12 protein-coding genes are annotated in these 13,952 nt (G+C 63.3%); 3 read left to right on the forward strand and 9 right to left on the reverse strand.

Annotated elements, in window-relative coordinates; genetic code table 11:
• Window positions 1–31: 31 nt before the first annotated feature.
• Entirely contained in the window at window positions 32–1,306 is a 1,275-nt protein-coding gene (locus HPO_RS03470; protein ID WP_035594514.1) for a DNA polymerase IV, read from the reverse strand.
• Window positions 1,307–1,444: 138 nt separating this feature from the next.
• On the opposite strand from HPO_RS03470, the gene HPO_RS03475 reads away from it, so the two are divergent.
• The 3 genes from HPO_RS03475 to HPO_RS03485 all read left to right on the forward strand — a co-directional run bounded on the left by HPO_RS03475 (window position 1,445) and on the right by HPO_RS03485 (window position 4,491).
• Window positions 1,445–1,837, forward strand: coding sequence for a response regulator (locus tag HPO_RS03475; RefSeq protein WP_035592468.1), 393 nt, complete (start codon window positions 1,445–1,447; stop codon window positions 1,835–1,837).
• Window positions 1,834–3,201, forward strand: a complete 1,368-nt coding sequence (locus tag HPO_RS03480) for a PleD family two-component system response regulator (protein WP_035594516.1) — start codon at window positions 1,834–1,836, stop codon at window positions 3,199–3,201. The genes HPO_RS03475 and HPO_RS03480 overlap by 4 nt, the downstream gene beginning before the upstream one ends.
• 63 nt (window positions 3,202–3,264) lie before the next feature.
• Window positions 3,265–4,491: an MFS transporter gene (locus HPO_RS03485; protein WP_035594519.1), complete on the forward strand. Its 1,227-nt coding sequence runs from the start codon at window positions 3,265–3,267 to the stop codon at window positions 4,489–4,491.
• A 66-nt stretch (window positions 4,492–4,557) separates the two neighbouring features.
• Here HPO_RS03485 and rpmG read toward each other — a convergent pair whose 3' ends face one another.
• The 8 genes from rpmG to HPO_RS03525 form a co-directional block, all read right to left on the reverse strand.
• Window positions 4,558–4,725, reverse strand: a complete 168-nt coding sequence (gene rpmG / locus HPO_RS03490; protein WP_035594522.1) for a 50S ribosomal protein L33 — start codon at window positions 4,723–4,725, stop codon at window positions 4,558–4,560.
• Between the two features lie 158 nt (window positions 4,726–4,883).
• Window positions 4,884–5,609, reverse strand: a complete 726-nt coding sequence (locus tag HPO_RS03495; RefSeq protein ID WP_035594526.1) for an NUDIX hydrolase — start codon at window positions 5,607–5,609, stop codon at window positions 4,884–4,886.
• Window positions 5,610–5,776: 167 nt separating this feature from the next.
• Entirely contained in the window at window positions 5,777–8,095 is a 2,319-nt protein-coding gene (gene rnr, locus HPO_RS03500; protein WP_051612225.1) for a ribonuclease R, read from the reverse strand.
• Window positions 8,096–8,154: 59 nt separating this feature from the next.
• A complete protein-coding gene (locus HPO_RS03505) occupies window positions 8,155–8,520 on the reverse strand; it encodes a hypothetical protein (RefSeq protein WP_035594528.1) in 366 nt (121 codons plus the stop codon).
• Window positions 8,521–8,584: 64 nt separating this feature from the next.
• Complete coding sequence (locus HPO_RS03510) at window positions 8,585–8,923, reverse strand: hypothetical protein (protein WP_035594531.1); 339 nt, start codon at window positions 8,921–8,923, stop codon at window positions 8,585–8,587.
• A gap of 70 nt (window positions 8,924–8,993) precedes the next feature.
• On the reverse strand, window positions 8,994–11,582 hold the full coding sequence (gene topA, locus HPO_RS03515) for a type I DNA topoisomerase (RefSeq protein WP_035594534.1): 2,589 nt from the start codon (window positions 11,580–11,582) through the stop codon (window positions 8,994–8,996).
• A gap of 72 nt (window positions 11,583–11,654) precedes the next feature.
• Window positions 11,655–12,776 (reverse strand): LPS export ABC transporter permease LptG, encoded by a 1,122-nt coding sequence (gene lptG, locus HPO_RS03520; RefSeq protein ID WP_035594537.1) that lies wholly within the window; start codon window positions 12,774–12,776, stop codon window positions 11,655–11,657.
• Window positions 12,776–13,918, reverse strand: a complete 1,143-nt coding sequence (locus tag HPO_RS03525) for an LptF/LptG family permease (protein WP_035594541.1) — start codon at window positions 13,916–13,918, stop codon at window positions 12,776–12,778. The genes lptG and HPO_RS03525 overlap by 1 nt, the downstream gene beginning before the upstream one ends.
• Window positions 13,919–13,952: the final 34 nt, after the last annotated feature.

Below are 13,952 nucleotides of genomic sequence, written 5' to 3' on the forward strand. Positions count from 1 at the left end.
GCGCCCGTCCTAACCTGCCGTGGCGGCAGAGTCAGCCCTCAGGTTTCTTCCCATGTTTCGCCGCCCGTCCGGTCACGACCGCGCCGGATCCGAATTTGGCGCGGGCCTTGTCTGAGGCGCGCTCGGCGGCGGCGCGCTTGGCAATCCTGGGGTCGATCAGGTCCACGGCATCTGCCCGGTAGTCGGAAAGCTCGGAAAGGCCGACGCCGATCAACCGGTATTTCACCCGGCCGGTCGCCTCCTTGATCAGCAGCGGCCGGGAGGCCCGGAACACTTCCTGAGCCAGTTGGGTCGGCTCGGCCAGCGAGAGGCGCCGGGTCAGCGGGTGGAAGTCAGAGGTCTTGAGTTTCAGCGTCACCACGCGGCCGGAGACGCCTTCGGCCTTGGCCCTGTCCGCGGTCTTTACGCTGAGGCGCCAGAGATGGTCCTCCAGGATATTCAAGTCGGCAGTGTCCTCGAAGAAGGTCGTCTCGCTGGAGACCGACTTGCGGTCCTCATGCGGATTTACTTTCCGGTTGTCCCGCCCATGGGCGCAGCGTTTCAGCCAGTCGCCCGTCTCGCCATAGCGCCGGATCAGGCTCTTGAGGTCTGCATGCTGAATGTCTTCGATGGTGTAGAATCCGTCCTTGTTCAGCGACTCGGCGAATTTCGGGCCGACGCCATGCAGGAAGTTGACGGGGTGGGGCGCCAGAAATGCCTCGGCCTCCTCCGGCGCGATGATGGCAAAGCCGCGCGGCTTGTCGAGCTCGCTGGCCGTCTTGGCGAGAAACTTGTTGGCTGACAGGCCGACGGAGATCGTCACGCCCACTTCCCGCTCCACAGTCTTCGCCAGCCGGGCAAGGCTGGCGGCGGGCGGGGCGCCGTGCAGGCGCTCGGTTCCGGAGAGATCCAGATAGGCCTCATCAATGGAAACCTGCTGCACCAGAGGTGTCAGATGGTCCATCTCGGCCCGAATCGCTTTGGCCGCTTCCCGGTATTTCCGGAAGTCCGGCGGCAGGACGACCGCGTCCGGGCAGAGTTTCAGCGCCTTGAACATCGGCATGGCCGAGCGCACGCCGTAGAGGCGCGCGATATAACAGCAGGTGGTCACCACGCCCCGCTGGCCACCGCCAACAATCAGCGGCTTGTCCTTGAGCGTTGGATTGTCTCGCTTTTCCACCGTGGCGTAGAAGGCATCACAGTCCACATGCGCAATCGAGAGGCTGAAAAGGGCCGGATGGGTCACGATCCTGCGGCTGCCACAGGCGGGGCAGGCGGCGAGTTCGACCTCGCTCCGGTGCTGGCAATCGCGGCAAAGACTCGACATGACAGTTGTGTTCCTGCCATGTTCCGGGGCCTGCCGCAAACACGCCCTGCCGCAGGCGTAAAGGCGCGTTAATAATTTGCAGTATAGCTGAAGCTGGCGCACCCGCGCCCGTGCGAATCGTCAACTAATCGGAAACCGATGGTCAAGAAGCGATCCGGAAAGGTGCTTGTTGTTGAGGACAATGAACTCAACATGCGCCTCTTTTGCGACCTGTTGGGCGCATACGGTTTCACGACCTTCCAATGCCGTGACGGCGCCAAGGCCGTTGAGATCGCGCGCAAAGAGCTTCCAGACCTCATCATCATGGATATCCAGCTGCCGGAAGTGTCGGGTCTCGACATCACGCGCTGGCTGAAGGACGACAAGAAGGTCGCCCACATCCCCGTTCTCGCCGTCACTGCCTTTGCCATGCGCGCTGATGAGCAGCGGGTGCGCGAAGCCGGGTGCGAGGGCTATCTCTCCAAGCCGATCCAGATCGCTTCTTTCATTCGCGCCGTTGAGGCGCTGATGCCGAAAGAACCGGCGGCATGACAGCCCGCATCCTCGTTGTCGATGATATCGAGGCGAACCGGCGTCTGCTGCAGGCAAAGCTGGAGGCGCAGTACCATACCGTACTTCTCGCCGAGAACGGCCCACAGGCGCTGGAAGTCGCCCGCCTGGAGCATCCCGAGATCATCCTGCTGGACGTGATGATGCCCGGCATGGATGGCTATGAAGTCTGCCGCCGGCTCAAGGCTGACCCGGCAACGTCCTATATTCCGGTCGTCATGGTCACCGCGCTCAGCGAGCTGGAAGACCGGGTGAAGGGGCTGGATGCCGGGGCGGAAGATTTCCTGACCAAGCCTGTCGATGATTTCCTGCTGAACTCCCGCATCACTGCGCTGATGCGTTACAACACCGTGGCGTCCGAGCTGCGCCAGCGGGAGGCGAGCGGCTTGCGCTCCGGCGCGATGGAAGAACTCAGCCGCGAAGAGATAGACCGGCCCTCCCGCATCTTTATCGTGGATGACGATGCCCGCTCCTCCGGCCGCCTTGCCAACACCCTGCGCGCGCAAGGGCACAAAGCCACGACCCTCATGGAAGCCGGCGACATGGGCGAGCTGGCGACCGAGCGCGTCGATGTGCTGATCCTGTCCCTGTTTGCCCGCAGCTTCGATCCGCTGAAACTGATCGCCCATTTCAAGATGAACCCGGTGACGCGGTCCATTTCGGTCATTTTGATCTGTGATCCGCATGACAAGGCGAAGGCCCTGCGCGGGCTTGAGATCGGCGCCAGTGACATGATCACCATCCCGATTGACCGTCAGGAACTGGCTGCGCGCATCCGCACCCAGACGCGCCGCACACGCTATATCGATATCCTGCGCCAGCGTGTGGACCGGGGCCTCGAGCTGTCAGTCATCGATCAGCTCACCGGCCTGCATAACCGGCGCTACATGAACGGCCAGCTTGAGCAGTTCATGCAGCGGGCTGTGCGTGGCAACCAGCCCTTGTCGCTGATGATGACTGACATCGACCATTTCAAGGCCGTCAACGATACGCACGGCCACCAGGCCGGCGATGATGTGTTGCGCGAGATCGGCAAACGCCTGCGCGCGAATGTCCGGCCCACCGATGTTGTCTGCCGCACAGGCGGGGAAGAGTTTGTTGTGCTGATGCCCAACACACCGGGCGATCTGGCCTGCGCGGCAGCCGAGCGTATCCGCAAGGCGGTGGCCGCGGCGGAGTTTCCGGTGCTGGGCGGCACGAAGGAGCTTCGCATCACCGTCAGCGCGGGCGTCTCCACGCTCCAGGGCGCTGGGGATACCATCGACGACCTGATGCACCGGGCCGACACCGCGCTCTACCAGGCCAAGACCGGCGGGCGGAACCGGGTCGAGAGTATCGCCGCCTGATTGACTTTGCGGCACCGGAGGCCCACAGCGGCTGACCAGCCGTGAGGGAGCCTATTCGCGCTCATGTCAGATCGTTTCGAAGCGTTCCGGTACCCGTCCTACACCCGGTACTTCATTTCGCGCTTCTTCACGTCCTTTTCCACGCAGGTTCTCTCGGTTGCCATCGGCTGGCAGATCTATGACGAGACGCGTAATCCCATCTGGCTTGGCTGGATCGGTCTGGTGCAGTTCCTGCCGGCGCTGGGCCTTGTGGTGGTGACCGGCAACGTGGCCGACCGGGTGGGCCGGCGCCTTGTGATGGCGAGTTCGATGCTGCTGATGATGGCGTGCGCGGGCGCCATCCTTTACCTCGCCCTGACTGGCCAGTTCCAGCCGGTGCCTGTGCTGAGTGTGCTGACGGTGTTTGGTGTTGCGCGCGCCTTCTATGGGCCCGCCTCGTCCAGCCTCGTGGCCAATCTGGTGACGAGAGAGGCGTTCCCGAACGCGGTGGGGTGGATGTCGTCCTCCTGGCAGCTGGCGTCCATTGCCGGGCCGGTCGCGGGCGGCCTGTTGGCGGGCATCTCCCCACCTTTTGCTTACGGAACGGCCATGAGCCTGCTGACCGTTGGCGCGCTGCTCATCCTGACGCTTCCCAAGCCTGATCAGAGGATCGAGCGGACACCTACGACACTTTCAAACCTGCTGGGCGGCTTCAGCTATATCTGGAAGGAGAAGATCGTGCTGGGCGCGATCACGCTGGACCTGTTCGCGGTGTTGCTGGGCGGGGCTGTGGCGCTGCTGCCGGTTTATGCGCGGGATATTCTGGATGTGGGGGAAGCCGGTCTGGGCCTGTTGCGGGCGGCGCCGGGGGTGGGGGCGATCATCGCGATTGTGCTGATCACGGCGTTTCCCATCCGCGACTATGCCGGCTGGATCCTGCTGGTTGCTGTGGCGCTGTTCGGGCTTGCCACAGCGGTTTTCGGGGCCTCCACGCTCGCATGGCTGTCGATCCTGGCGCTGGTGCTGGTGGGCGCTTTCGACATGGTGTCGGTCTATATCCGCGACATCCTGGTGCAGATATGGACCCCTGACCAGGTTCGGGGGCGGGTGAATGCGGTGAACTCGATCTTTGTCGGGGCTTCCAATGAGCTTGGGGAGACGCGGGCGGGGTTCATGGCGTTCTTTCTGGGGCCGGTGTTTACCGTGGTGGCAGGCGGCATTGCGGCGGCGGGGATTGCTTGGCTTTCAGCCTTCCTGTTCCCGAAGCTGCGGGACGCGCGCAAGCTGCATGACGGGCGACCAGACACCTGAGCCCAAAAGAAAAAACCCGCGCCGGAAAGCGCGGGTTCTTTGAAAAGCTCCAAAAGGAACAAGACCTTACTTGATCTTGCCTTCTTTGAACTCGACGTGCTTCTTCGCGATCGGGTCATACTTCCGCTGGACCATTTTCTCGGTCATCGTGCGCGGGTTCTTCTTCGTCACATAGAAAAAGCCGGTATCAGCCGTCGAGTTGAGGCGGATCTTGATGGTTGCGGGTTTGGCCATGTCGCGGCCCTTCTGAGTCAGGGTTGAATCCGGAAAACGCGCTTAATGGCGAGGGTTCCAGGTGAAGTCAAGCGGCAGACACGGTCAGTCCTGTGCCAATTCGCGGACAGTTTCGGACAAATCCGGACAATTCGTGACAAATCCGGGCACTTCCGGCGTCACAGGCGGTCAGTCTGGTGACCGGTACGGGTCCATCGCAGGAAGGGCGGGCGATGCGCATCCTGGGGCTTGGCCAGACGCTCGGCAATCTCTCCCAGCATGAAGCGGGTGACCGAGGGCAGGTCGAGCTTCATGGCATCAGCCAGCGTCACCCATTGAAGGTCGGAGAGTTCTGCCCCGTCGACCGGGGGGCGCTCGTCGATCAGGGCCTCTTCGGCCTCGGCCATGAAGAAGCGGGCATCGAAGCGCCGGGGCCGGTAGGGCGGGGTGACGGCGCGGCCGATGAAGGTCAGCGGGGCCAGATTGGGCACCACATCCAGCCTGTGGAAATCCTCCCAGCCGATGGGGCAGGCATCCGGCATCTCGGCGGAGCGGCCCATGATCAGGCCGGTTTCCTCAAACAGCTCACGGATGGCCGTCAGCGCCATGGACCGGGGCAGGCGGCGCGATTGCAGGCGCAGCTTTGCCTCGACCTCGGGGTGCAGCTCCTCCCAGGCAAGGGCCTTGCCGTCATGCGGGTCAACGCGGCCACCGGGGAACACGTATTTGTCCGGCATGAAGGCGTTGGTGCCCGCCCGTTTGCCCATCAGCACGCGGGGCTGGGTTTGATCGCGGCGCACGAGGATCAGCGTGGCCGCATCCTTGGGGCGTGGGCTCGGTTTACCCTTGATGACGACGTCGCCGTCTTCTTCCTTGTCGAACGCGGTTTTGAGCATGCCTGACATATGGCAATCCTACAGGCGGACCGCAGCCTTTGAAAACAGTGACGCTGGGTTAGCCTCCAGCGCCCCTCCGTCTCGCTGCTGTGGCGCGTCGTTCGGCGGGTCATCGCAGTGCGATGCCTGTTCCGCCTCACCCCCGCTTTGCAGGGAAGGGTGAGAAACCAATATTCCTACCGGCGCTTGCCTTTGCCCTTGCTGCCTTTGGGCAGGGTGCGCTTGTCGAACTTTGGTTTGCCGCGGCGCGGGGGACCACCGCCGCTGCTGCGGCCGGCGCCGCCACCCCCGCCGGTGCGCCCGCGGGGGGCGCCGCGTTCGCGGGTGATGGCCTGACGGGCGGCCTTGCGGCCGGCCGGCGCGGGCAGGGGATCGGAGATCATTTCCAGCAGCAGGCCGCCCTGCAGAGGCGTGACTTCCAGGAGCCGTACCCGGACGATCTGGCCAATGGAGAAAGTTTTTCCCGAGCCGCGCGCATAGACGGCGACAGCGGCTTCGTCATGGATCCAGTATTCATCCGAGAGCGACGAGATCGGCACGAAGCCATCGGCGCCAGACCCGGCGAGCGACACAAAGAGGCCCGCCGGTGTGACGCCGGTGATGCGGCCTTCAAACTCTGCGCCCACGCGGTCTGACAGGAAGATTGCCAGATACCGGTCGGTCGCGTCGCGCTCGGCGGCCATCGAGCGTCGCTCTGTCATCGAGATGTGCTCGGCGATTTCCTCAAGGCGCACGGCCGCGCGCTCGGAGAGGCCATCGGGGCCGAAATCATGCGCCCGGATCAGCGCGCGGTGGACGACAAGGTCGGCATACCGGCGGATGGGCGAGGTGAAGTGGGCATATTTGGGAAGGTTCAGGCCAAAGTGGCCCAGGTTTTCTTCCGAATAGATCGCCTGGGCCTGCGTGCGCAGCACCATCTGGGAGATCATGCCTTCACAATCCCCGCCGCGTATCTCTGCGAGCAGGCGATTGAACTTGTGCGTCTGCGGACGTTCGCCAATGTTCCATTTCATGTCCAGCGTTTGCAGGAACTCTGCGAACGCCGCCACTTTCGCGTCAGATGGCGTATCATGCACGCGGTACATGACGGGGCTGTTCTTCTGCTCCAGTGTTTCGGCAGCGGCCACGTTTGCCTGGATCATGAACTCTTCGATCAGCCGGTGGGCATCGAGGCGCACCTTGGTGGTGATGCCGTCAACCTGGCCTTCGGGCGTGAACATGATGCGCCGCTCGGGCATGTCGAGGTCGAGCGGGCTGCGGATGTCGCGCGCCTTGGAGACGGCCGCATAGGCGCCCCAGAGCGGCTTCAGCACCGTTTCCAGAAGCTCGCCCGCCTTGCCTGACGGATTACCATCAATGGCGGTCTGCGCCTCCTCATAGGAGAGCTTGGCGGCAGAACGCATGGTGGCGCGCAGGAAGCGGTGGCGCTTCTTGTGGCCATCCCTGGAGAAGATCATCTCCACGGCGAGGCACGGCCGGTCTTCGCCCTCGCGCAGCGAGCAGGCATCTGCCGAAAGCTCGAATGGCAGCATGGGGACGACCCGGTCCGGGAAGTAGGTCGAGTTGCCGCGCTTCTCCGCTTCCCGGTCCAGCGCCGAGCCTTCGGTGACGTAGGCGGCGACATCGGCAATCGCGACGATCACCTTCCAGCCGCCATCTTCCATCTCTTCGGCCCAGACGGCGTCGTCATGGTCGCGCGCGTCATGCGGGTCGATGGTGATCAGCGGCGTATTACGAAGGTCCGTTCTCGGAACGTCGGCGGGTTCTTTCTCGCGCGCTTCCTTCAGGGCGGCTTCGGGGAAGTCCACCGGAATGTCATGCGCATAGATGGCGATGAGGCTGGCTGATCGGGCATCGGTAATGTGGCCGATGACCTCTTTGATCACGCCCAGCGGCGGACCCATCTGGCGGCGGCCTTGCGGCTTTGGCTCGGCCACGACGAGATCGCCATCCTTGGCGCCCTTGCGGTCGCCTTCCTGAATCAGCAGTTCACGGCGTTCCTTCCGGCTGGCGGGGATGACGCGGCCGCCACGCGGGGCGTGCTCATAGAGGCCGACGATGCGGTCGCTGAGGCGTTTCTCCAGCAGCGTGATGACGTAAGCGCGCCATTCGCCATTGTCGCGCTGGGCAATCTTGCACACGGCCCGGTCGCCCTTCGCCGGAGCGCGGCCACGGCTTTTGCCGGAGGGGCCGCCATAGACGAGTTCGGGGCCGAAGAGGCCGCTATCGCCGACGCACTGGCCGAGGAGGTCGCCGTCCTTGGTGAGGCGGGTGAATTCGACGAGGCCGGAGGGCGGGGGCCGGTCTGCCTGGGCGAAGCTGCGCTTGCCGGTACGCTCCAGCTTGCCTTCTTCTTCAAGCTCCTTGAGCACGTCGCGCAACACGGCGCGCTCGCGGCCCTTCACTTTCAGGCCACGGGCAATATCGGCTTTGCTGGTTGCGCCTGGATTTTCCCTCAGGAAATCAAGGACAGTCTGTCTATCTGGAAAACTCATGAGGCCGCATATAGTGTAATTCGGGCGCAATTGCGCGGGAATTTATGCGGAACGCCTTTTCAGCGCACCAGTTGCACCAGGATCGCGGTGCTGCCGCCTGCTGTGTTTGTCGTCAGCCGGACCAGCCGGGCGGAGATGAACACGCACTGGCCGGGCACGATCACTGTCTCGATCGTGTCGTCCTCGTCAAAATCCGGATCGCCCGAGAGGATGACCGCATTGGCCGCCCCGCCGCCGCCATGGCAAACCTGCAGCACCGGCGTGGACAGCACCTGCGCGCCCTGGGGCAGCGGCTGGCTCACCAGCACGGGCACCACCTCCTTGCCTTTGGCGGTGACCCGGATGGGCGGGGGCACATCGGCGCGGGCGGCCAGCGGCAGGGCCAGGATGGCGGCAAATGTTGCCAGCAGGATTTTCCGGATCATGATGATTGATGTCCCCACGACTCATTCTGACGGGAGGTTGCTTGCAGCAGCGGCGGTGTCAATCTCAGCGCAGCAGGGTGACTGTGGCGCGCAGGGTGCCCTCGCCCTTCCAGACGGCGAGGTCGATCTGGTCGCCCGCAAAGAAGCTGCACTTGCCGGGGGAGAGCAGCTGGACCCGCGCGCCGATATGTACGCTGAGGGTTTCCGGGGCCGGGGTGGAGGCGGCGCTGCGATAGCAGATGCGGAAGACGGGCAGGGTGCCCGCTGCGGCCATTTCCGGCGGAGCGAGGAAGACGGTCTCGCTCGTCTTGTCACGGACGTAGATTTCCATCTCATAGGCACTCGCCCCGCTGGCGGGCGAAGCCATCAGGGCAAGGGCGGAGAAAAGGGCAGGCAAAGGCATGGTCGGGGGCCTCCGGTCAGCTTCCTCCGCATAGGGACAGACGGAATCTGAAGGGAGGGTGAATGGGAGATTACGCCTCGTCCTTCTTCGCCGCCGCCTTCTTCTTCGGAGCGGCTTTCTTCGCAGCTGGTTTCTTCGCGGCGGCTTTCTTGGCGGGCGCTTTTTTCTTCGCGCTGCCGCCTTTGGCGTTTACCAGTTCGATGGCTTGCTCGAGCGTCACCACATCCGGCGTGACGTCCTTGGGAAGCGTGGCGTTGACCTTGCCCCATTTCACGTAAGGGCCATAGCGGCCTTCGAACACTTCGATGGCGCCGCCATCGGGATGGTCGCCGAGGGTTTTGAGCGCGGCTGCGCCGGCGCGGGCAGAGCCGCGGGCTTTCTTGTCCTCGATCAGCGCGACGGCGTGGTTGACGCCGATGGTGAACACATCGCGCGGATCTTTCAGGTTCGCATAGGTCTTGCCATGCTGAACATACGGCCCGAACCGGCCGAAATTGGCGAGGATCATCTCGCCATCTTCCGGGTGGGGACCAACTTCGCGCGGCAGCATCAGAAGCTCGACGGCGCGCGCCAAGGTGAAGCCGTCCAGATTGTCCTTGTCCGCCTTGGTCAGCGAGGCGCGCTTGGGTTTTTCGCCATTCGCCATCTCAACATAGGGGCCGAAGCGGCCGGATTTGAGGAAGATAGTTTCGCCCGTATCCGGATGAACGCCAAGCTCATTGCCGTCCGGGCTGATGGCTGCGCTCTCTCCGCCTTCGGAGGAAAACTGGCGCGTGTATTTGCATTCGGGATGGCGCGAGCAGCCGACAAAGGCGCCGAATTTGCCGAGCTTCATCGACAGTTCGCCCTCCTTGCAGAGGGGGCACTGACGCGGATTTTCAATCGGGTTGCCTTCGGCGTCCTGGCGCGGGAACACATAGGCGCCCAGCGCCTCGTTCAGCGCGTCCAGCACGGCGGAGACGCGCAGTTCCTTGGTGCCGTCAATATCAGCGGCAAATTGCTGCCAGAATTCGCGCAGGAAGGCTTTCCAGTCGAGCTTGCCGTCAGAAATCACGTCGAGCTTTTCTTCCAGCCCGGCGGTGAAGTCATACTCCACATAACGGCTGAAGAAGTTTTCGAGGAAGGCGGTGACAAGGCGGCCCTTGTCTTCGGGCACGAGCGCCTTGCCTTCGATGCGGACATAGCCGCGGTCTTCCAGCGTCGAGAGGGTGGAGGCATAGGTCGACGGGCGGCCGATGCCGAGTTCTTCCAGGCGCTTGACCAAGGAGGCTTCGGTATAGCGCGGGGGCGGCTGGGTGAAGGACTGGTTGGCTTCTGCCTTCAGAAGGTCTGCATGCTGACCTTCCGCCATCTTCGGCAGGCGCCCTTCGGCATCGTCATCATCATCGCCGGCGTCATGGCCTTCGGTGTAGAGCTTGATGTAGCCGTCAAACACGACGACCTGGCCGGTGGCGCGCAGGCCTGCGCGCTTGTCCTTCGAGATCAGGTCGATGGTGGTGCGCTCGAACACGGCCGCTTCCATCTGGGACGCCACAGCGCGGCGCCAGACCAGCGTGTAGAGTTTCTTCAGGTCTCCGTCGCCGTGATAGTCTTCGGGGCGCAGATTGAAGTCGGTCGGGCGGACGGCCTCGTGGGCCTCCTGCGCGTTCTTCGCCTTGGAGGAATAGCGGCGGGTGTTTTCCGGCAGGTAGCGCGCGCCATAGTTTGACTGGATCATGGCGCGGGCGGCGGCATAGGCCTCCTCGGCCATGTTGACGCCATCTGTCCGCATATAGGTGATGCGGCCTTCTTCGTAGAGTTTCTGGGCGGCCTGCATGGTGCGCTTGGCCGAGAAGCCGAGTTTGCGGCTGGCTTCCTGCTGCAGCGTGGAGGTGATGAAGGGCGGGGGCGGGTTGCGCTTGACCGGCTTTGCCTCAACCGTGCTGACCGAATAGCCGCCGGCCTTGACGATTTCCAGCGCCCGGTCTGCGTCGCCCTTGTTGCCAAGGGTGAACTTCTTCAGCGTCTCGCCATCCAGCGAATGGAGCCGGGCCTCGAAATGCGACCCATCGGGCGCGCGCAGCTCGGCGGCGATGTTCCAGTATTCCTGAGGCCGGAACATCTCGATCTCGTTCTCGCGGTCGCACACGATGCGAAGCGCGACCGATTGCACCCGGCCGGCCGAGCGGGAGCCCGGCAGCTTGCGCCAGAGGACGGGAGAGAGGTTGAAGCCGACGAGATAGTCCAGGGCCCGGCGGGCGAGGTAGGCGTCGACCAGTTCCTCGTCGATCTTGCGCGGCTGTTCCATGGCTTGGGTCACGGCGCTCTTGGTGATGGCGTTGAACACCACCCGCTCGACCGCCATGTCCTTTTTCAGCGCCCGGCGCTTTTTCAGCGCCTCGATCAGGTGCCAGGAGATGGCTTCGCCCTCGCGATCAGGGTCAGTCGCGAGGATGAGCGTATCTGCATCCTTCAGGGCGTTGGCGATGTCGGAGATCCGCTTGGCGGATTTGGCATCGGCCTCCCAGACCATTTCGAAGTCGTTTTCGGGGTCAACCGAGCCGTTTTTCGACGGCAGATCCCGGATATGCCCGTAGGACGCGAGGACTTTATAGTCCTTGCCCAGGTACTTGTTGATCGTTTTGGCCTTTGCCGGAGACTCGACGACGACAAGTTTCATGCGGGGGGTCCACCTCTTCAAGGGCGGCAGAGATGGTCTGCCACGGCAGGGGCTGTCAAGGCCGGGACAGCGTCAGCCGTCTTCGCGGTAGGCAATGAAGGCCAGGCTGACGAACAGGAAGAACAGCGGCGGAGACCATGCGGCCACCGCCGCGGGCGCCGCCCCGGTTGCCCCCAGGCTGGAGGAAAATTGCGTGAAAAAATAAAGCCCAATGGCCGCCATGACGCCGGTGGCCAGCAGTCTGGAAGTGCCCCCCAGACGCTGCAGGCGCAGGCAGGCCAGCGCCCCGATAAGGGCCATTGCGGTAAATAGCACGGGTGTCGCCGTAAGGGTGAACCAACGCATCGTATAACGCGAAGTGTCCAGTCCTGCGGCGCGCGTTTCAAAAATGAAGCGCGGCAAATCCCAGAAACCGATGGTGTTGGGCGTGGCAAACTCGTCCAGCAGGCGGACTGCGTCCAGCGAGGTTGGGATCGCCAGCGTGGCACGCCGTTCCGGCACCTGATTGGGCAGGTTCTCGACCAGGTTCTCGAGCTGCCAGAAACCATCGTTCAAAACGGCTCGCTGAGCGTCGATCCGGCGCACAAAGGCAAAGTCATTGGTCGGCTGACGCCCATTATAAAGACGTTGCTCCTCGATGATCTTCACGCCGGTCAGCGTCCGGCCGCCATCTTCAACCCGGCGCGCATGGATCACATACTGGCTGGTATCGTCGCCCTGGCGCAGCCAGATGCCGGTTTCGCCCACCGCAACCGTGCCCCGGCCAATGTTCAGCAACCGGGCGCGTTCGGCCTCGTAAGACTGGGCAAGGCTGGCGGTAAACGGGTTCAGCACCATGGATGAGAACAGGCCCAACATGATGCCCAGCACGATCACCGGCGTGAGGAACCGCCAGGCCGACAGGCCGCTTGCGCGGATGATCGAGAGTTCGGAACGCCGGTTCAGCCGGGTAAACGCCATCATCGTCGCTGCCAGAAGGGCGAAAGGCAGGGTCTGTTCGACAATCATCGGCAGTTTCATGGCCGACAGGCGCAACGCGTCCAGCAGCGTGATCTCCACGTCGCTGCCAACGGTGCGCATCTGCTCCACCACGTCGATCATCATGATCGCCAGCAGCAGGATAGCCAGCACCAGCGCGAGGCCCGAAAGACACTCGCGCAGGATATAGCGCTGGATGCGGGAAAACAGGGGCATCAGGCGCGCGCTCCGGGTATGTATCCCGGTGGGGGCGGGGCAATCCTTTGTTTCCGCCCGATCCGGGCACCGCGTCCGAAATAGATCCAGCCCAGCATCAGGCTGGTCAGCACAGGCACGGCCCAGAGGGCAATATTGAGCTGCGGATCATCTGCCGCTGCCGATTGCAGCGCCAGATGCACCACCAGCACGAAGATCGCTCCGCTTGTCGCGATGCCGATCCGCTTGCTGTAGCCCTGCCGGCTGAAATCCCCGCCCAGAACGGCAAAGATTGCCAGCAACGCCATGACGATGTTGAGCAGGGGCGAGGTGAGGCGCGCATTCGCTTCGGCCAGGAAGCTATCGGCCTCCTTGTTCTCGAAATAGTTCCTCCGGTCCACGAACAGCAGCTCAAACAGGAATTTGTCGGACGCCTTGAGTACCAGTTCGGAATCTTCCTTCATGAAGTCCGTCAGGTCGAACATGTACTGGTCAAATTCCAGGACCGACAGCTGCTGGTTGGCATCCAGCTGCTGGCTGAGCGCGTCGCGCAAGAGAAGGGTGGGGTGCCCGTCGACCGTCACCAGCGCCGCCGACCGGGCGAGAATATCGGTCGGATAGTCCGGATCGGTCATGTCCGAAATCAACACGCCGCGCAGTTCCCCACCCACCTGGTCGCGCGCATAGAATGTGAGCCGTTCGCCATTGGAGGTGAACTGACCGGCCCGGAAAAGGGCTGCGGCAAGGTCTGCCCGCGCGTCGGCCACCGCCTCGCGCATCGCCCGCTGGGACATCGGCTGAACCCACAGGTTCACCGACATATGCGCCAGCATGCACACCACCGCCAACCGCATGACGGGCGAGGCAACCTGCCAACGCGTCATCCCGGCAGCCTGCGCCACCACGATTTCCGAATCCTTGTGGATACGGTTCAGCGACCAGACCCCGGCGACGAACAGCGCCAGCGGCAACAGCAGGGCAATCACCTGTGGCGAGCCGAGCATGACGATATAGAAATATGTGAGCGCCGACTGCCGGTTTTCCAGGATTACATCCGTGCGGGACAATCCCTGCGCCAACAGTGCGACCATCACGAGGCTGCCCACGATGATCAGCACGGCCTGCAGGACCTGCCGGAATAGGTGCAGCTGGATCTTGGTCATAAGCGGGGCGCGGGCACTCTAGCGTCCAGAAATC

Origin of the sequence: Hyphomonas polymorpha PS728 (genome assembly GCF_000685315.1) — a bacterium.
GTDB classification, from domain to species: Bacteria; Pseudomonadota; Alphaproteobacteria; order Caulobacterales; family Hyphomonadaceae; genus Hyphomonas; species Hyphomonas polymorpha.

Excerpts from the sequence above, each read along its gene's own strand:
- HPO_RS03470 (WP_035594514.1), bottom strand. The coding sequence starts at position 1,306 with ATGTCGAGTCTTTGCCGCGATTGCCAGCACCGGAGCGAGGTCGAACTC.
- HPO_RS03475 (WP_035592468.1), top strand. The coding sequence starts at position 1,445 with ATGGTCAAGAAGCGATCCGGAAAGGTGCTTGTTGTTGAGGACAATGAA.
- HPO_RS03480 (WP_035594516.1), top strand. The coding sequence starts at position 1,834 with ATGACAGCCCGCATCCTCGTTGTCGATGATATCGAGGCGAACCGGCGT.
- HPO_RS03485 (WP_035594519.1), top strand. The coding sequence starts at position 3,265 with ATGTCAGATCGTTTCGAAGCGTTCCGGTACCCGTCCTACACCCGGTAC.
- rpmG (WP_035594522.1), bottom strand. The coding sequence starts at position 4,725 with ATGGCCAAACCCGCAACCATCAAGATCCGCCTCAACTCGACGGCTGAT.
- HPO_RS03495 (WP_035594526.1), bottom strand. The coding sequence starts at position 5,609 with ATGTCAGGCATGCTCAAAACCGCGTTCGACAAGGAAGAAGACGGCGAC.
- rnr (WP_051612225.1), bottom strand. The coding sequence starts at position 8,095 with ATGAGTTTTCCAGATAGACAGACTGTCCTTGATTTCCTGAGGGAAAAT.
- HPO_RS03505 (WP_035594528.1), bottom strand. The coding sequence starts at position 8,520 with ATGATCCGGAAAATCCTGCTGGCAACATTTGCCGCCATCCTGGCCCTG.
- HPO_RS03510 (WP_035594531.1), bottom strand. The coding sequence starts at position 8,923 with ATGCCTTTGCCTGCCCTTTTCTCCGCCCTTGCCCTGATGGCTTCGCCC.
- topA (WP_035594534.1), bottom strand. The coding sequence starts at position 11,582 with ATGAAACTTGTCGTCGTCGAGTCTCCGGCAAAGGCCAAAACGATCAAC.
- lptG (WP_035594537.1), bottom strand. The coding sequence starts at position 12,776 with ATGCCCCTGTTTTCCCGCATCCAGCGCTATATCCTGCGCGAGTGTCTT.
- HPO_RS03525 (WP_035594541.1), bottom strand. The coding sequence starts at position 13,918 with ATGACCAAGATCCAGCTGCACCTATTCCGGCAGGTCCTGCAGGCCGTG.